The organism is Variovorax sp. GW821-FHT10C12 (assembly GCF_059415405.1).
This window is the reverse complement of the sequence record NZ_JBWKNE010000001.1, coordinates 1,806,131-1,821,999: the sequence shown is the minus strand read 5'-3', so window position 1 is coordinate 1,821,999 and position 15,869 is coordinate 1,806,131. Positions and strand designations below refer to the sequence as shown.

The following is a 15,869-nucleotide window of genomic DNA, read 5'->3' as shown; positions in this document are numbered from 1 at the left end:
GCGCAAGCTGCTGCTGCTATCAGCAGCGTCCCTTCTTCGCCTGGCCGGGCGGGCAGTGGCCGCCGCCGCGGTGATCGTCGTCATGGTCGTAGCGGTCGTGGTCATGGCGACGGTGGTGGCGGTCTTCGCGGCGTTCTTCACGACGCTCGGCGCGGCGCCAGTCGCCTTCGCGCCATCGCCAGCCGCCGTCGGCGCGCACCCAGCCGCCCGGGGCGTAGGCGTAGTCGGGGCGGGCCGCCACGTAGTAGCCGGGGCGCCATGCGTAGGCGCGGTCGTTCCACTGCCAATGGCCGGGCACCCAGACCTGGCCGCTGCGCGGCCGTGGCGCGGGTTCATAGCGTGGTGCAGGCGGCGCGACCTGGATCAGGCCCGGCACGTTGATGTTGACGGACACCTGCGCCACGGCGGGCAAGGTGGCGGCGGCCACGGCGGCGGCCACGGCGGCGGCCAGAAGAATTCTTGTGAGTTTCATCGTGATGCCCTTTGGTTGTTATGAGTCACTGAGCCCGAACAACGCCTGACCTGCGCGGTGCGTGCACGGGGTTGCCCTGGGCAGGGCCGCAGAAGTTGTTAACAAAGAGGGAGTTTTGCACGCAGGGCGGGGCGTCCGTGTCGGACAGACCCGCGTGCCGCGCAGCAGAAGGCCGATGTGTGGCGCAGAAAGCGAAAAGGCCCGTTACCTTGTGAGTAACGGGCCTTCAGCAAATGGTGGCTCCTCGACCTGGGCTCGAACCAGGGACCTACGGATTAACAGTCCGGCGCTCTACCAACTGAGCTATCGAGGAACAAGCCTTCAATTATATTCAATGAATTCGCCGTTCTGAGACGAAGGCGATCATTTTTGATGGGTGAAGCGCGCAGGGCGATTGATTTTTTTCGCACCTTCCACGTCTTCGCCCCCGCGTGCTTCGTTCGCATGGGGGCTCCACAAATGAAAAGGCCCGCTACCTTGTGAGTAGCGGGCCTTCCAGAGGCCTTGCGGCTTTGTTCTGGCTCCTCGACCTGGGCTCGAACCAGGGACCTACGGATTAACAGTCCGGCGCTCTACCAACTGAGCTATCGAGGAACAAGCCTTAGATTATAGCGTGGTTTTTTGGGCTTCCAAAACACCGAGGCGCCGGCGCAACGAAATCGTGGCGACGGGGCCGTGGTGACGACGAAGCATCACGTTCACATCGCAATGCTCACGCCCAGCCGCAGCGTGCGCGGCGCGCCCGGGAACAGGTAGACGTGGCTGAACTGGTAGGGCGATTCCTTCCAGTAGCGGCGGTCGAACAGGTTGTCGACGGCCAGCGTCCAGCTCGTGGCCATGCCGGCCAGCTTGGTGTCGTAGCGCAGCACTGCATCCAGGCGCGTCCACGACGGCAGGCGGATCGAGCCGTCGGGCAACACGTTGCGGCGGCCTTCGTACGACAGCTGTCCCGCGAGTTCGAGGCCCGGCACCGACGCGAAGCGGTACGCAGCCTGCGCGCGCAGCACCTCCTTGGGCACGTTGGTGGGCGCCTGTCCGTTGAGCTCGGGCGCGGCCGTGCTGCCGCGCCGCTTGGCGTCGATCAGCGCGAGGCTGCCGCCCACGCGCCAAGGGCCGCCGGTCCACTGCGCGCCGGCCTCGAGGCCGCGGTGCACCGCGCGGCCGTCGTTGCGCACCGTGCAGGATGCGCCGCACAGGTCGAGGTTGGTCATCGGGCGCGAGATGTCGAACCACGCGACCTGCCAGTTGAACGCCGCGTCGCCGCCTTTCAGGCCGAGTTCCCACTGGCGCGACTGCAGCGCGGGCAGTGCCTCGCCGGCATTCGCGTACTGCGAGCTCTTGTTCGGCACGACCTGCGATTCGACGCCCTTGCCCCAGCTTGCATAGGCGAGCAACCCGGGCTGGATCGCGTAGCTGGCCGCGATCCACGGTGTGGTGATGCTGTCGCTGTAGCCGGTGGGGCGCGAGCCGTCGGTGCGGATGCTGTCGCGCGACAGCCGCGTGTGGCGCGCGCCGACCCAGGTCGTGAAGCGGTCGTTCCAGCGGATCGCGTCCTGCACCGACAGCTCGGTCGAGCGCTCGTTGCGGTTGGTGTTGGCGTCGGTCAGGCGCGGGTCGGCCGGCGTCATCGCGGTCGCCCAGATGTTGCCGGTGCCGACGTAGTTGTAGGCCTGGTTCTGGAAGCGGTTGCGCACGCGGCTTTGCAGGAGACCGAAGCCCAGCTCGTGCCGCACGCTGCCGGTCATCACGTTGCCCTTGAGGTTCAGGCTGCCGGCAGTTTGCGTGCGTCGTTCGTTCTCGCTGCGGAAGTCGTAGACGTCGAAGGTGCCGTCGGAGCAGTAGCGGTCGTAGTTGCCTTCGGCGCCGCAGCCGAAGGCGTAGGCCAGGCGGTCGTCGGTCTTCAGGCGCTGCTGGCCGATCTGCGCGCTCCAGCGCCAGTCGGCGTTCAGTGCCTGGCTGAAACGCACCGTGCCGGTCAGCGCCTTGAACACCGAGGGCTGCGACCACGGCTGGTTGTTGAGGTTGATGCGCGGATCGACCGGCGCCGGCAGCACGTTGCCCAAGAGGCTGTAGCCGTTCTGGCTCGGCTGCGTCTTGCGGCTCTGCTCGACCTCGAACTCCAGCACCGAGTCGCGCGTGATGCGCCAGTCGGCCGCGAGCGAGAACAGGTTGCGGTTGCCGTCGAGGTTGTGGGTCAGCGGCTTGAGGTTTTCGCTGGCCACGTTGAGCCGGTAGCCGAACTGGCGGTTCTCGCCGAAGCGGCCGCCGAGGTCGATCGCGCCGAGCACACTGCCGCGGCTCGTGGTCTCGATGCGCACCGTGCGCAGGTCCTGCTCGGTCGGGCGCTTGACGACGTAGTTGACGAGCCCGCCCGGCGCGCTGGTGCCGGCCTGGATGCCGCTGGTGCCGCGCAGGATCTCGATGCGCTCCTTGTTGTCCAGCGGGATCGCCGTCTCGGCGCTGATCGGCAGGCCTTCGCGACGGTAGTTGAAGCGGTTGTCGAGCACGAAGCCGCGCACCGTGAGGTAGTCCCAGTAGCCGGCCGAGTTGTAGGCGTCGGTGACCGAGGCGTCGAACTGCGTCAGGTCGGCGAGGCGGCGCGCGCCGCTGCTGCGCAACTGCTGGCTGTCGATCACCGTGGCCGACAGCGGCAGCTCACGCAGCGGCACGTCGCCGAAGCCGCTGATCTCGGCCTGTGGCGCGGCGGCGCCGTCGTTCACGGTGACCTCGGGCAAGGCCTGCGATTGCGCATGCGCGCCGCAGGCACCGAAAGTGAGAAGGGCGGCGGCAAGCGCGCGCGAGAGCGGGGAGTGCGAGAAAAGTCGAGCGTTCATTCTGTGCGTTCAGGGGAACCGGGGGCGGCGTGCATCGCCGTCATCCATTGCGTGGCCGTGGCCTCGGGGTCGTCGGCGGCTACCAGTGCGCGCACCACGGCAACCGAGCCGACGCCGGTGGCGAGCACCTCGGGCAGTCGCACGGCATCGACGCCGCCGATGCCCACCTGCGGGTAGCCGCGCAGCAGCCGCGCATAGGCCGCGAGCCGTGCCACGCCCTGCGGCGCGGTCGCCATCTTCTTGAGCGTGGTCGGGTAGATGGCGCCCATCGCGATGTAGCTCGGGCTCACGGCGTCGGCGCGCACCATCTCGGCGTAGCCATGGGTGCTCACGCCCAGCCGCAGGCCCGAGACGCGCAGTTGTCGAAGTTCGTCGGGCGACAGCGCGTCGAGGTCTTCCTGTCCGAGGTGGATGCCGTAGGCGCCGGCTGCGATGGCGACCTGCCAGTGGTCGTTGATGAAGAGCAGCGCACCCGTGCCGCGCACGGCCTCGACGGCGGCCTGCACTTCGCGCGCGACGGCCTCGGCGTCGTCCGACTTGAAGCGCAACTGCACCGTCGGCACACCGGCGCGCGCCATGCGGCCGACCCACGCTGCATCGGGCAGCACGGCGTAGAGGCCGAGCCGCTCGGGGCAGGGCGGAAAGGCGTCGGCGCGCGCGGTGGGCGGAAACGGGCCCATGCCGAAATCGACCGGCGCATCGGGCCATGCCGACGCGTCGAACTGGCTGAGCCGTTCGGTCTGCGCACGCCACGCATGGGCGAGGCATTCGGCGTCGATCTCGATGAAGCCGAGCGCGGTGCACGCCTGCTTCGCGCCGCGGTAGATGGCGTCGTCCGACGTAAAGCGCGGCGCGCTCACGGCCGTGGCCGTGGCGGCGCCGAAGCGCAGGCCGTGGGCCGCAACGATGGCTTGTGCCACGGCGCGGGCGTTGGATGTGTCGATGGCGTTCATGGTGTGTGGTGCCAGAAGGGCGTGCCGAGCACGGGCGTGCTGGGCTGCGCGGCGTCCTGCGCGGCCATCGCGCCGGCGCGGTAGGCCGCGCGGCCTGCCTGCACCGCATCGGCGAACGCGCCGGCCATGGCGACCGGCTCCTGTGCGAGCGCAACCGCGGTGTTGAGCAGCACGCCGTCGTAGCCCCACTCCATCACCTGGCACGCATGCGAGGGCAGACCCAGGCCCGCGTCGACCAGCATCGGCACCTGCAGCCGCTCGCGCAGCAGGCGCAGCGCATACGGGTTGACCGGTCCGCGCCCGGTGCCGATGGGCGCGGCCCAGGGCATCACGGCCTGGCAGCCGACATCGACGAGGCGCTGGCACAGCACCAGGTCTTCGGTGCAGTAGGGCAGCACGTGGAAGCCGTCGCGGATCAGCTGCGACGCCGCATCGACGAGGTTCAGCGTGTCGGGCTGCAGCGTGTAGTCGTCGCCGATGAGCTCGAGCTTGATCCACGGCGTGTCGAACAGCTCGCGCGCCATTTGCGCGGTGGCGATCACTTCCTGCACGCTGTGGCAGCCGGCGGTGTTGGGCAGCACCGGCACGGCCAGCTTGCGCAGCAGCTCCCAGAAGCCGTTGCCGAGGTCGCTGTTGCCGGAGCCCTGGCTGGCGGTCTGGCGACGCAGCGAGGCGGTCAGCATCACGGGCTTCGCGCGCTGTACGGCGGCTTCGAGCACGTCGGGCGAGGGGTAGCGCGCGGTGCCCAGCAGCAGGCGGCTTTGGAAGGTCTGGCCGTAGAGGACCAGGGGATCGGGATTGGTCATGGTTGTCGTCTCCATCGTCTTGTCTCTGGTGCGTTCGGTCAGCCGCCGGTCACCGGGCGGATCACCTCGACGCGGTCGTCGGCGTGCAGCGGGTGCGTGGCATAGGCCGAGCGCGGCACGAACTCGCGGTTCACCGCCACTGCGAAAGGCGGCACGGCCTGCAGCACGGCCAGCGCGTCGGCGAGCAGCGCGCCCTCGGGCAGCGTGCATGGCTTGTCGTTGATCAGGATGTTCATCGGGGTCGTCGTTGTCATGCGTCGGGCACGTCCATGCCGAAGCCGCGCGCGAGCGTGGAACGGCCATGCGCCAGCAGTTCCATCGCGGCGTCGAGCAGGGCCGGCGCGATCATGAAACCGTGGCGGTACAGGCCGTTGATCTGCAGCACGCGCGGCTGCGGCTGGCGAATGGCGGGAAGGTTGTCGGGCAGCGTGGGCCGGCATTGCGTCGCGATCTCGACGATGCGCGCCTCGGCAAAACCGCTGTGCACCGCGTAGGCCGCGCTCAGCAGCTCGAGCGTGGAGCGCACGCTGGCGGGCGACAGGTCGTCCGACTCGATCTCGGTCGCGCCGATCACGAACAGGTGGTCGGGCTTGGGCGCGATGTACAGCGGGTAGCGCGGATGCACGAGCCGCGTGGGCCGCTGCAGCGTGACCTCGGGCGCATGCACGCGGATCACCTCGCCGCGCACGCCGCGCAGCGCGCTCCATTGCGGCTTGGCGCCGAGGCCGCGGCAGTCGATCACCCAGTCGGGCTGGCCCGCCGTGCCGGGCGAAAAGTCGGAGGGCGCACGCGGCGACTGCCAGTGCAGCGTCACGTGCGCATCGGCTTCGAGCGTGGCACGCAGCGACGCCAGCAACGCGCGGTTGTCGAGCTGGCCTTCGCCAGGCAGGTACAGGCCGCGGGCGAAGCGGGTGCCCAGCGAGGGCTCCAGTGCGGCGATGGCGGCGGGCGTGTCGAGTGCCTGCATCGGCGCCAGCTCGGGCACCTGCGCACCGGTGCGCGCCAGCACGCCCGCGAGCCGCGTAGCCTCGGCGGCGTCCTGCCGGTGCCACAGCACCAGCGTGCCTTCACGCTGGAAGAACACGGGCTGAGCCAGCGGCGCCAGCAGCTCGGGCCAACGCGACAGCGCGTGCTGGCCCATGCGCACGACCGACACCGGCGCCACGGCCGATTCGGCCAGCGGCGCGAGCATGGCCGCGGCCACGCGCGCGGCCGCGCCTTCGGCTTCGGGGCTGCCGGCTTCGTACAGGTCGACGCGGCAGCCGGCGCGCGCCAGCTCGACCGCGAGCAGGCGGCCCATCAGGCCCGCGCCGAGGATCGCCGCCGAGCCGAAAGGCAGGGGATGCGGTGCGCTCATGCGGCGCCTCCGTCGGCTCGCCGATAATTTTCGACATGACCCAAGCACCCACCCAGCGCTACGCACGCGTGCTCTCCATCGCCGGCTCGGACAGCGGCGGCGGCGCCGGCATCCAGGCCGACCTCAAGACCTTCGCGGCCCTCGGCTGCTACGGCATGACGGCCATCACCGCGCTCACCGCGCAGAACACGGTGGGCGTCTCGGGCATCCACGGCGTGCCGCCCGACTTCCTGAAGGCGCAGATCCAGGCGGTGGTGGAAGACATCGGCGTCGACGCCGTCAAGCTCGGCATGCTGCACGCGCCCGAGGTGGTCGAGGTCGTGGCCTGGGCCATCGACCGCTACCAGCTGAAGAACGTGGTGCTTGACCCCGTGATGATCGCCACCAGCGGCGACCGCCTGATCGCGGCCGAGACCGTGCAGGTGCTGGTGCGCGAGCTGTTCCCGCGCGCCGTGGTGGTCACGCCCAACCTCGACGAGGCCGCCTTGCTGGTCGGCCATGCCATCGGCGGCATCGACGCGCTCGACGGCGCGGCCGACGAGCTGCTCGCGCTTGGCGCGAAGGCCGTGCTGCTCAAGGGCGGCCACCTGCCGGGCGACGAGGTGGTCGACGTGCTGCTGGAGCGCAGCGGCGCGCGCAAGCGGCTCGCGTCGCAGCGCATCGCCAGCCGCAATCTGCACGGCACCGGCTGCACGCTCTCGTCGGCCATCGCCGCGCACCTGGCATTGGGGCTGGCGCTGCCGGAGGCGGTCGAGCGCGCACGCGCGTACATCCTCGGCGCGATGCGCGCCGGTGCGGATGTGTTGGTCGGCGCGGGCCACGGTCCGCTCAACCACGGCTTTGCGCCAGTGCCGACCCACCGCTTGCCGCTGTCGGCCGGCTGAGCCAGGCCAGCACGAAGGTCGCCGCCAGCGTCGGCAACGCCGAGCCGAACTGCGGCGCCCACTTGGCGAGCGCGTGGTAGGCCGCGATGCCCGCGAGCCAGATCAGCGCCGCGCCCCAGTCGATGGTGCGCGTGCCGTTCGCCGACACGGCACTTCCGCTGCCCAGCCGTCCGAGGATCACGCCGTACAGCGGCACGAACACCGAGCTCAGCAGCAGCAGGAAGGGTTCGAGCGTGTGCATCGGCAGCACCAGCGCCAGCCCGATGCACAGCACCGCCAGCAGCAGGCCCCAGCGCTTCACGCTCCAGCGCGGCAGCAGGCTGTGCGTGGACACCGAGCCCGAGTACACGTCGCCATAGGCGTTGTCGAGTTCGTCGATGAGAATCAGGCCCAGCGCCACCAGCCCGCCCTGGGCCAGCAGCAGCGCCGTGACGAGGCTGGTGCCCGGCTCGGCCACGCTCACCACCATCACGCCCAGCGCGTAGCACCAGATGTTGGCGAGCGCGTAGCCGATCCAGGTGCCGCTGAACGCGCTGCCCAGGCCGCCCCCGGCGCTGCGCTTGCCGTGGCGCGCGTAGTCGGCCACCAGCGGCAGCCACGACACCGGCATCGCGATCACGAGGTCGAGCGCGCTGAACATGCCCATGCTGCCGTTGCCCGGCCGTGCCCAGAAGGCGTCCAGGCCCTTGGCGTGCAGCTGCGTGGCGAACTGCCAGCTGAGCCACAGCAGCGACAGCACCACCAGCGGCAGGCCGAAGCGGCTCACGAAGCGGCGCACCAGCTTCACCATCGAGCCGGCCAGCAGCGCCAGCAGCACCGCGCCCCACAGCAGCGTGGTCAGCACGCCGCCCCAGGCCGTGCCCAGCGCGGCGCCGAATGTCTGCTGCCCGATGGCCTGCGTGCCCTCGCGCATGATCACGAGTTCGAAGGTGGTCCAGCCCACCAGCTGCACGATGTTGAGCAGCACCGGCAGCCGCGCGAAGGCGCTGCCGTAGGTGGCGTGCATCAGGCCGGCGCTGGCCAGCCCGGTTTCGCAGCCCAGCCGCGCGGTCCAGGCCAGCAGCCCGGCGCCGAGCAGCGAGCCCAGCACGATGGCCAGCGCCGCGTCGCGCGTGCCCACGGCCGGCACCAGGTAGGCGCCGATCTGCATCACCAGCAGCCCGACGCCGAGGCTGAACCACAGCGAGGCGTGGTCGTGCCAGCCGAAAACGCGCCGGGAGGCAGGCAGGGGCGTGAGCGCTTCGTTGCCGGACGAAGCGGAACTGTCGTTGTCGTTGTGTGCCATCCGTTTGCTCCAGTGCAAAAGGTTTGGCAGGTGGGCGAGGCTCCAGTGGCGCGGCCGTCGCGCGAGACAACGCGACAGGCCACCGGACCAGCTTCCCTGCGCGAGGATTACCTCAGTCAGGTTCAAAGGGACTCTCTCAGTCAGCCCCGGAACAATCCGGTTCGACACCCCTAGCGATGCGCCCCAGCGAACTGCGGCGCGGGGCGGATTTTATCCTCGCGCGGCAGAACGCCGCAGACGCACGAAAATCCGCGTCGCGAGGGCGGTTTCACATGCCCCGGGGGAACCACGACACATGGCAGACGATTTCAAGCACCCGGGACCGGCACCGGCGCCACCCGCGAACGCGCCGCGCACCCGCCTGCGGCGCTTCCGGGTCGACGTCGGCACCATCATCTGCGCGGTCGCGCTGCTGCAGTCGCTGCTGCTGGTGGCCTTCGGCTACTGGGGGGCGGAGAAGCTGGTGTCGAAGGTGGGCGAGTCGGCGCACAAGGTCAACCACGACCGGGTCGAGGACAACATCCTCGCCTTCCTGGCCAAGACCGAGGGCCTGGTGCGCGCCATCGCCCACACGCCCGACCTGCACCCGGCGGGCCACGACGGCGAGCAGACCGCCGAGCTGCTCTGGGCCGCGCTGGAACAGACACCTGAAATCGACAGCATCGGCGTGGGCAGCGACGACGGCCATTTCTTGATGGCCATGCGCCACCCCGCGCCGGTGGTGCGGCAGGTGCTGCGCGAGAAAGACTTCAGCACCGAGACCTGGGAGTACAAGTCGCCGCCCGACAGCGACGACGACGAAGACCCGCGGCGGCGCTACGAGACGACGCGCATCGAGGCCTTTCGCAGCGAGGACGACCCGGTGCACCAGGACTGGTTCACGCAGGCCGAGAAGGCGCAGCGCGCCGTGTGGACCGCGCCCTTCGTGCTGCCCTCGATGAAGGAGCTCGGCGTGAGCCACGCGCGGCCGAGCCGGCGGCAGGACGAGGAGGGCGTCACGCAGACGATCGTGGCGGTCGCCAGCGTGTCGCTGGGGCATCTCTCCAACCTCGTGCGCCTGTTCGGTGGCACGGGCCACGGCCACAGCGCGCTGTTGAGCGCCGATCACCACGTGATCGCGCGCAGCGACCACCCGCATTCCGTGCGCATGCTCGAAGACCCGGACGAGGGCGTGCTCGGTGCGCTGCACACCCACATGCTGGCCAACGGCAGCCGCGGCTGGACCGAGGACATGGCTTTTGCGCTCGTGCACGAGGGCATGCACTACCAGGTGCAGACCTCGCGCATTCCGGCCACCGACTGGCATCTTGTGAGTTGGGAGCCCGAAGAGGCGCTGCTGGGCGCGCTGCATCGCAACGTGCTGTGGTCGCTGCTGCTGGTGTTGGCGTTCCTGGCGATCGCGCTCTTCATTTCGCTGCGCCTGTCGAAGCTGGTGACCGCGCCCATCGAAAGTCTCTCGCGCACGGCGCGGCGCATCGGGCGGCTCGAGCTGGACGACCTGCCGCGCGAGTCGAGCCGCGTGCTCGAGATCCAGCACCTGAACCAGGCGCTGGACGAATCCGCGCGCAGCCTGCAGGCCTTTCGCAAGTTCGTGCCGGTGGACGTGATCCGCCAGCTCATCGCCGAAGGGCATGCCCTCGAACCCAACGGGTCGCCGCGTCGCATCACCGCGATGTTCACCGATGTGGAAGGATTCACGGCCATCGCGGAATCGATGCCGGCCGACGTGCTGATGCGGCAGCTGACCGACTACTTCAACCTCGCGACCCGCGTGTTCGCGCGCCACGGCGGCGTGATCGACAAGTTCATGGGCGACGGCATCATGGTGCTGTGGGGCGCGCCCACCGACCTGCCCGACGCGGAGTACCGCGCCTGCGCGGCCTCGCTCGAACTGCACGCCGAGATGACCGAGCTCAACCGCCGTTGGCAGGCCGAGGGCCTCCAGCCTTTTCGCACGCGCATCGGCATGCACACCGGCGTCGTGATCGCCGGGGTGCTCGGCTCGAGCGACCGGCTGTCGTACACCGCGCTGGGCGACGTGATCAATGCGGCCAGCCGCATCGAGGGCACCAACAAGCAACTGGGCACGCGCACGCTGATGTCCGAAGCGACCTTCGAAGGGCTGGGCGGGCGTCTGGCCACGCGGCGCATCGAGGAGCAGATCGAGCTGCGGGGGCGGCAGACGCGGATGGTGCTCTACGAGCTGCTAGAGGTCGAGCACCAACCTCGGTGAGCGGGCCCGCGAGCAGCAGGGCAGGAAGCAGTCGTTGGCCGCCTGCTCGGCGGGTGTCAGGTAGAGGTCGTGGTGCGCGACCTCGCCCGCGAGCACACGCGTGAGGCAGGTGCCGCAGACGCCCTGCGCGCACGAGACCGGGATCTCGATGCCCTCGGCGGCGAGCGCGTCCAGCACGGTCATCGTCGCGGGGATATGGACGACGCGGCGCGAGCGGTGCAGTTCGACCTCGAAGCTGCCTTGTCCATCGGCCCGCGGTGCGGCGGCCGAGAACGATTCGAAGTGCACCTGCGTGTCCGCCCAGTGCAGGGCGCGCGCTGTCGTGCGCACGGCCTCGAGGAAGCCCGAGGGGCCGCAGACATAGACGTGTCGGCCCGGCGCCGGACGGCCGAGGGTCGCCGCGAGATCGATGTGCTGTGCGGGCGGGCCGTCGTCGTAGTGAAAGAACACCTTGTGCGCGAACGCGCTGTCTTCGAGCCGCCGCCGGTAGGGCGCGCGCGCCGCCGAGCGGCTGCAGCAGTGCAGCGCGAAGTCGGCCCCCAGCGTGGCCAGCCGCTGCGCCATCGACAGCAGCGGCGTCACGCCGATGCCGCCGGCCAGCAGCAGGCTGTGCGTTGCGCTTTCGTCGAGCGCGAAGAGGTTGCGAGGTGGGCCGATCTGCAACACCGAGCCTTCATGGACGGCGTCGTGCATCGCCCGCGAGCCGCCGCGCGAGGCGGCGTCGCGCAGCACGCCGATCTCGTAGTGCCCCTCGCCGTCAGGGGCCGATGCGTTGCACAGCGAATACTGGCGCACCAGCCCGCCTGGCAATGAGACGTCGATGTGCGCGCCCGGCGTGAAGGCCGGCAAGCGCTCGCCATCGACGGGTACCAGCCGGAAGCCGGCCACGCCTTCGGCCTCGACCGTCTTGCGCGCCACCCGCACTGCGATGCCTGCGCCGCCCGACACGCCATTCATTCCTTGGGCACGAGGAAGTTGCCGGCCTCGAACTGTACGGGCGGGGCCGCGGGGTCGAAGCTCACGCCGGCCGGGTCGCGGCCTTCACGCACCGCATCGAGCTGGCGCTGCAGCAGCCGGCGCAGCATCACGATGCCGCGGTCGGACGAGGCCAGGTGCTCTTCCGAATGCGCCGTGATGGCGCCCTGGCTCACCTGCGCCTCGTAGTCGCCGGGGAAGGCGCGGTGCTCGGCCTCGCTCAGCTCTTCCCACAGCTTGCCGTTCAGGCGCGAGCGCACGCGGGCGAGATCGCCCGGGGTTTTCACGCGGCCGACGGTGTAGATGCGAAAGCTGTGGTCGTCGATCGGCAGCACCCAGCCGATCGACTCGACGCGTCCGTAGGCCGCCACGCGCGGATTGGGCACCACGCGCAGCGTCGGCAGCACGGGGCCGGCCACGCGGCGGAAGGTGCTGCCGTCTTCGAGCGTGCGGATCGAGGTGATCGTCACGCCGGTCTCGGTGCTCTCGAAGCTCACGTCGGGCATCTGACCCATGAGCGCCACGAACTGCGTGCCGCTGAAGCTGCCGTGCAGCACGGGCACGTGAAACGGGTCGGCCACGTTCTCGTAGTGCTGCAGCCAGTTGCAGGGAATGACCTGCGGCCCGCCGCCGCCGATGCTGTTGCCGTCGGCTTCCAGGGTCTCGCCGTCGTCCATGGTTTCGAGACAGTCGTAGCGTGGCAGCACGGGCTTCTTGTCGGCCGGGCCGAGGTAGGCCCAGATCAGGCCGTACTGCTCCTGCACCGGGTACCAGGGCTGGCGCACGCGGCCGCGGCTGCGCGCACCGCCATCGGGTTCGCAGGGCTGGTCGACGCAGTGGCCCTGCACGTCGAACATCCAGCCGTGGTAGCAGCAGCGGATGCCTTCTTCTTCCACGCGCCCGTAGTAGAGCGACGCTCCGCGGTGCGCGCAGCGCCAGTGCACGAGGCCCGCGCGGCCTTTCTTGTCGCGGAACAGGATGAGGTCTTCGCCCAGCACGCGCACCTGGCGCGGCGTGTCGGTGGCGTCGGCGGCCAGGCCGATGGGGTGCCAGTAGCGGCGCAGCAGCTCGCCCATGGGCGTGCCCGCGCCGACCTCGGTCAGCTCGGGTTTGTGGCTCGGCGCCTTGCGGCCGTAGGCGGTACCGGTGTCGAAGGCGATGGGTTGCCACTCGGACGTGGCGGAAGGGGGGACAACGGCGCTCATTCGGGGGTGACTCCTGCGGCCTTGATCAGGTCCGCCACGCGGGGAAAGTCGGCCTTGTAGCCGGCACGGAATTCGGCGGGCGTGCTGCCCAGCGGCTCGAAGCCGTAGCCGGCCAGCCGCTCCTGGATGTCGGGCAGCTTCGTGATCTCGCGCAGCGCGAGCGACCATTCGTCGAGCACGGGCTGCGGCGTGCGCGCGGGCGCATACACGCCGATCCAGCTGTCGAGGTCGAAGCCTGCGAAGCCCTGTTCGGTGAAGGTCGGCACGTTGGGCATCGAGCGCACGCGCTGGCGGCCCGTGATGCCCAGCACCTTGATGCGCCCGGCCTGTGCGAGGCCGCGTGCGGTCGCGGGGTTGGCCCAGGCCACGCCCAGCGCTTCGCCGAACATGTCGTTGTGCGCGGCGGCCTCGGCCTTGTAGGGCACGTGCACCAGGTCGATGTGGTTCTGGCGCGCCAGCAGTTCGCCGAACAGGTGCGCGTTGGAGCCGTTGCCCCAGGTGCCGTACGAAACGCCGGGATGCGCCTTGGCGTAGGCCACGAACTCGCGCACGGTGGAGAAGGGCGCCGAGGCGCGGGCGATCAGCATCGGGCCGCCTGTGGCCAGCTGCGACAGCGGCTCGAAGTCTTTCACCGGGTCGTAGGGCAGCTTGGGCTGCAGCACCACGTTGTTGATGTGCGTGAGCGGCAGCGTGAGCAGCACGGTGTAACCGTCGGGCGCGGCCTTGGCGACGGCGTCGGCCGCGATGGTGCCGCTGGCGCCGGGACGGGCCTCGACGATCACCGGTTGGTTCCAGCGCGCCTTGAGCTTCTCGGCATAGACGCGGGCGATGGCGTCCATCGGTCCGCCGGGCGAGCCGAAGGGCACGATGCGCACCACGCGGTTGGGAAAGGGCGCGGGTTGCGCGAAGGCGGGGCCGGCGGCGAGGGCCGCGATGCCGGCACCGAGCACACCGAGTGCATGGCGGCGCGTGGTGCATGTCTTGTCCGCCGCATGTGCTTCGGGCGGCGAGGGTCTGAACCGATTCATCGTGTCTCCAGTCGTGTTGTACTTGTGCGCTGGACGATACGGACAGCCTGCCCCGCGGGCAATTCGAAGCTTTGAATATGAGATATGGCCCAACGTGATATCCGCAGCCTCGACGTCGGCATGCTGCGGACCTTCGATGCCCTGATGCGCGAACGCAGCGTGTCGCGCGCGGCGACCCGGCTCTTCCTGAGCCAGCCGGCGGTGAGTGCCTCGCTCAACCGGCTGCGCGACACCTTCGGCGATCCGCTGTTCACGCGCACGGCCCACGGCGTGGAGCCCACCGCGCGCGCCCATGCGCTGGCCGGTCAGGTCGAGCGCGTGCTGGCCGACCTGTCCGCGATGCTGGAGCCCGGCGAGGGCTTCGAGCCGGCGTCGTCGCAGCGCATCTTCCGCATCTCGGGCAGTGACTACGCGAGTCACCTGCTGCTGCCGACACTCGCCAACGAACTCGTGGCCTGCGGCTCGCGCATCCGCCTGCACTGGGAGACCAGCTCCTTCCTCACGCTCACCGAGCGCCTGCGCAAGGGCGACTTCGACGTGGCCGTGCTGCCGCGCCTGCAGCCGCCGAGCGATTGCGAATCGGCGCTGCTGTACGAAGACCGCTACGTGGTCGCGGTACGGCGCGGCCATCCGACGCTGGGCGAGGCGGCCACGCTCGATGCGTTCTGCGAAGCGCCGCATGTGTTCCTCGGCTACGGCAGCTCGGCGCTCGACGACCTCATCGACCAGGTGCTGGCGCGGCAAGGGCGCACGCGCAGCATGCGCGTGGCGATGACCAGCTTCGGCCAGATCGTCGACCTGCTGGCGCAGACCGACCATGTCGCCGTGCTGCCGCTGCGCGTGGCCGAGCGCTTTCGCGATCGCCTCGCGGTGCACCCGTTGCCCTTCGAGCTACCGGGCTACCGCTCGGTCGTCTGCTGGAACCGCCGCTCGAATTCGGATGCGGGCGTGCTGTGGCTGAAGGACGCGCTGCTGCGCATCGCGCTCACTGCGCCGGCTTGAGCCTGCGCGCGAACGCTTCCAACCCGTCGATCGTGATCTGGATGTGCCGCTCGAAACTGCTGTCGAGCGGCACGGTGGTGCCGTTGTCCCAGCGCAGGATGAAGGCCTGGTTCGCCAGCTGCGGCAGGTGGCGCGTAAGCACGGGGTGGTCGAGCGGGCGGATCGTGTGGACGCGCTCGCGCAGCTCTTCGGCCCAGGCCTGCGTGTTGTCGGCGGGCAGGGGCGAGAACTCCATCGTCAGGAAGCCCAGCATCGCGGCGATCACGCAGTTGTAGGCCTCCCGCAGCGGTTCGCCGTCGAAGCCGGCCTCGGTCAGCGCCGCCAGCACGCCCTCGACCAGTTCGGTCGACAGGCTGCCGTTCGACATAAATTGCCCGATAAAACCGATTGGAGCATCACAGCTAGTCTTTGGATCTTTTTAAGGTTTCCTTAATGATTTCAGTGTGCTTGGCTATGGTGTCACTGACATCTTGAAGAGGGCTTGCCGCATCGCCAGGAAGTTTATAAATACGAAGTGGATTTTCTCCAAAAGTCTGAATTGTCGAGTCCAGAAGCTTCTTTAACATTTCCGGGTCAACTGTTGCAGCTTCCTTTTTGTAGCCTTCGAACGACATGGCGGTAGCAGCTTTAAATGCGTAGTCCTCCTCGATACGAGCCGCGTAGCCATACTGTTTTGCGCAAAACCATGACCACCAAATTACTGGAACTGCGATTGATACTCGAAAGAATAAGCCGCCCGGAGTGAGGTTGGTTAGTTCTTCCAGAAAAGTTAACTGGGATATTGCACAAAGAAGTAAAAAAAGAAGTGAAGCCCGAAGGCGGGTGCCCCATTGAT

15 protein-coding genes and 2 tRNA genes are annotated in these 15,869 nt (G+C 69.2%); 3 read left to right on the top strand and 14 right to left on the bottom strand.

Features of this window, described 5'->3' with window-relative positions:
* Positions 1-19 precede the first annotated feature (19 nt).
* The 8 genes from AC07OH_RS08665 to AC07OH_RS08630 form a co-directional block, all read right to left on the bottom strand.
* Positions 20-472 (bottom strand): hypothetical protein, encoded by a 453-nt coding sequence (locus AC07OH_RS08665; protein WP_369646863.1) that lies wholly within the window; start codon positions 470-472, stop codon positions 20-22.
* Positions 473-709: 237 nt separating this feature from the next.
* A tRNA-Asn gene (locus AC07OH_RS08660) sits at positions 710-785 on the bottom strand.
* Between the two features lie 205 nt (positions 786-990).
* Positions 991-1,066 (bottom strand) — tRNA-Asn (locus tag AC07OH_RS08655).
* Positions 1,067-1,170: 104 nt separating this feature from the next.
* Complete coding sequence (locus AC07OH_RS08650) at positions 1,171-3,306, bottom strand: TonB-dependent siderophore receptor (RefSeq protein ID WP_495300304.1); 2,136 nt, start codon at positions 3,304-3,306, stop codon at positions 1,171-1,173.
* Positions 3,303-4,259, bottom strand: coding sequence for a thiamine phosphate synthase (gene thiE, locus AC07OH_RS08645; protein ID WP_495300303.1), 957 nt, complete (start codon positions 4,257-4,259; stop codon positions 3,303-3,305). The genes AC07OH_RS08650 and thiE overlap by 4 nt, the downstream gene beginning before the upstream one ends.
* A complete protein-coding gene (locus tag AC07OH_RS08640; protein WP_495300302.1) occupies positions 4,256-5,065 on the bottom strand; it encodes a thiazole synthase in 810 nt (269 codons plus the stop codon). The genes thiE and AC07OH_RS08640 overlap by 4 nt, the downstream gene beginning before the upstream one ends.
* Before the next feature lie 38 nt (positions 5,066-5,103).
* On the bottom strand, positions 5,104-5,301 hold the full coding sequence (gene thiS / locus AC07OH_RS08635) for a sulfur carrier protein ThiS (protein ID WP_062472460.1): 198 nt from the start codon (positions 5,299-5,301) through the stop codon (positions 5,104-5,106).
* 14 nt (positions 5,302-5,315) lie between these two features.
* Entirely contained in the window at positions 5,316-6,422 is a 1,107-nt protein-coding gene (locus AC07OH_RS08630; protein ID WP_495300301.1) for an FAD-dependent oxidoreductase, read from the bottom strand.
* A gap of 35 nt (positions 6,423-6,457) precedes the next feature.
* Here AC07OH_RS08630 and thiD point away from each other — a divergent pair, with 35 nt between their 5' ends.
* On the top strand, positions 6,458-7,306 hold the full coding sequence (gene thiD, locus AC07OH_RS08625) for a bifunctional hydroxymethylpyrimidine kinase/phosphomethylpyrimidine kinase (RefSeq protein WP_095950172.1): 849 nt from the start codon (positions 6,458-6,460) through the stop codon (positions 7,304-7,306).
* Here thiD and AC07OH_RS08620 read toward each other — a convergent pair.
* Positions 7,251-8,591 (bottom strand): purine-cytosine permease family protein, encoded by a 1,341-nt coding sequence (locus AC07OH_RS08620; protein WP_495300300.1) that lies wholly within the window; start codon positions 8,589-8,591, stop codon positions 7,251-7,253. The two genes, thiD and AC07OH_RS08620, sit on opposite strands and share 56 nt — an antisense overlap.
* Positions 8,592-9,738: 1,147 nt before the next feature.
* Between AC07OH_RS08620 and AC07OH_RS08615 the strand changes: the two genes are divergently transcribed.
* Positions 9,739-10,824, top strand: a complete 1,086-nt coding sequence (locus AC07OH_RS08615; protein ID WP_495300969.1) for an adenylate/guanylate cyclase domain-containing protein — start codon at positions 9,739-9,741, stop codon at positions 10,822-10,824.
* Here the strand turns inward: AC07OH_RS08615 and AC07OH_RS08610 are convergent.
* The 3 genes from AC07OH_RS08610 to AC07OH_RS08600 are packed head-to-tail and all read right to left on the bottom strand — an operon-like array spanning position 10,798 to position 14,032.
* Positions 10,798-11,781 carry a PDR/VanB family oxidoreductase gene (locus tag AC07OH_RS08610; RefSeq protein ID WP_495300299.1) on the bottom strand — a complete coding sequence of 328 codons (984 nt, stop codon included), beginning with the start codon at positions 11,779-11,781 and terminating at the stop codon, positions 10,798-10,800. The genes AC07OH_RS08615 and AC07OH_RS08610 overlap by 27 nt on opposite strands.
* The gene (locus tag AC07OH_RS08605; protein WP_495300298.1) at positions 11,778-13,004 is read right to left on the bottom strand and encodes a Rieske 2Fe-2S domain-containing protein; all 1,227 of its coding nucleotides are present in this window, start codon (positions 13,002-13,004) and stop codon (positions 11,778-11,780) included. The genes AC07OH_RS08610 and AC07OH_RS08605 overlap by 4 nt, the downstream gene beginning before the upstream one ends.
* On the bottom strand, positions 13,001-14,032 hold the full coding sequence (locus tag AC07OH_RS08600) for a Bug family tripartite tricarboxylate transporter substrate binding protein (protein WP_495300297.1): 1,032 nt from the start codon (positions 14,030-14,032) through the stop codon (positions 13,001-13,003). The genes AC07OH_RS08605 and AC07OH_RS08600 overlap by 4 nt, the downstream gene beginning before the upstream one ends.
* Positions 14,033-14,116: 84 nt before the next feature.
* Here AC07OH_RS08600 and AC07OH_RS08595 point away from each other — a divergent pair, with 84 nt between their 5' ends.
* Positions 14,117-15,034: a LysR family transcriptional regulator gene (locus AC07OH_RS08595; RefSeq protein WP_369646872.1), complete on the top strand. Its 918-nt coding sequence runs from the start codon at positions 14,117-14,119 to the stop codon at positions 15,032-15,034.
* Here AC07OH_RS08595 and AC07OH_RS08590 read toward each other — a convergent pair.
* Positions 15,018-15,401 (bottom strand): TetR/AcrR family transcriptional regulator C-terminal domain-containing protein, encoded by a 384-nt coding sequence (locus tag AC07OH_RS08590; protein WP_495300296.1) that lies wholly within the window; start codon positions 15,399-15,401, stop codon positions 15,018-15,020. The two genes, AC07OH_RS08595 and AC07OH_RS08590, sit on opposite strands and share 17 nt — an antisense overlap.
* Before the next feature lie 34 nt (positions 15,402-15,435).
* Positions 15,436-15,648, bottom strand: a complete 213-nt coding sequence (locus tag AC07OH_RS08585) for a hypothetical protein (protein WP_495300295.1) — start codon at positions 15,646-15,648, stop codon at positions 15,436-15,438.
* Positions 15,649-15,869 lie beyond the last annotated feature (221 nt).

What these genes read in the sequence shown, in the direction of transcription:
- AC07OH_RS08665 (WP_369646863.1), bottom strand. Translation starts at nt 472, where the DNA reads ATGAAACTCACAAGAATTCTTCTGGCCGCCGCCGTGGCCGCCGCCGTG.
- AC07OH_RS08650 (WP_495300304.1), bottom strand. Translation starts at nt 3,306, where the DNA reads ATGAACGCTCGACTTTTCTCGCACTCCCCGCTCTCGCGCGCGCTTGCC.
- thiE (WP_495300303.1), bottom strand. Translation starts at nt 4,259, where the DNA reads ATGAACGCCATCGACACATCCAACGCCCGCGCCGTGGCACAAGCCATC.
- AC07OH_RS08640 (WP_495300302.1), bottom strand. Translation starts at nt 5,065, where the DNA reads ATGACCAATCCCGATCCCCTGGTCCTCTACGGCCAGACCTTCCAAAGC.
- thiS (WP_062472460.1), bottom strand. Translation starts at nt 5,301, where the DNA reads ATGAACATCCTGATCAACGACAAGCCATGCACGCTGCCCGAGGGCGCG.
- AC07OH_RS08630 (WP_495300301.1), bottom strand. Translation starts at nt 6,422, where the DNA reads ATGAGCGCACCGCATCCCCTGCCTTTCGGCTCGGCGGCGATCCTCGGC.
- thiD (WP_095950172.1), top strand. Translation starts at nt 6,458, where the DNA reads ATGACCCAAGCACCCACCCAGCGCTACGCACGCGTGCTCTCCATCGCC.
- AC07OH_RS08620 (WP_495300300.1), bottom strand. Translation starts at nt 8,591, where the DNA reads ATGGCACACAACGACAACGACAGTTCCGCTTCGTCCGGCAACGAAGCG.
- AC07OH_RS08615 (WP_495300969.1), top strand. Translation starts at nt 9,739, where the DNA reads ATGCTCGAAGACCCGGACGAGGGCGTGCTCGGTGCGCTGCACACCCAC.
- AC07OH_RS08610 (WP_495300299.1), bottom strand. Translation starts at nt 11,781, where the DNA reads ATGAATGGCGTGTCGGGCGGCGCAGGCATCGCAGTGCGGGTGGCGCGC.
- AC07OH_RS08605 (WP_495300298.1), bottom strand. Translation starts at nt 13,004, where the DNA reads ATGAGCGCCGTTGTCCCCCCTTCCGCCACGTCCGAGTGGCAACCCATC.
- AC07OH_RS08600 (WP_495300297.1), bottom strand. Translation starts at nt 14,032, where the DNA reads ATGAATCGGTTCAGACCCTCGCCGCCCGAAGCACATGCGGCGGACAAG.
- AC07OH_RS08595 (WP_369646872.1), top strand. Translation starts at nt 14,117, where the DNA reads ATGGCCCAACGTGATATCCGCAGCCTCGACGTCGGCATGCTGCGGACC.
- AC07OH_RS08590 (WP_495300296.1), bottom strand. Translation starts at nt 15,401, where the DNA reads ATGTCGAACGGCAGCCTGTCGACCGAACTGGTCGAGGGCGTGCTGGCG.
- AC07OH_RS08585 (WP_495300295.1), bottom strand. Translation starts at nt 15,648, where the DNA reads ATGTCGTTCGAAGGCTACAAAAAGGAAGCTGCAACAGTTGACCCGGAA.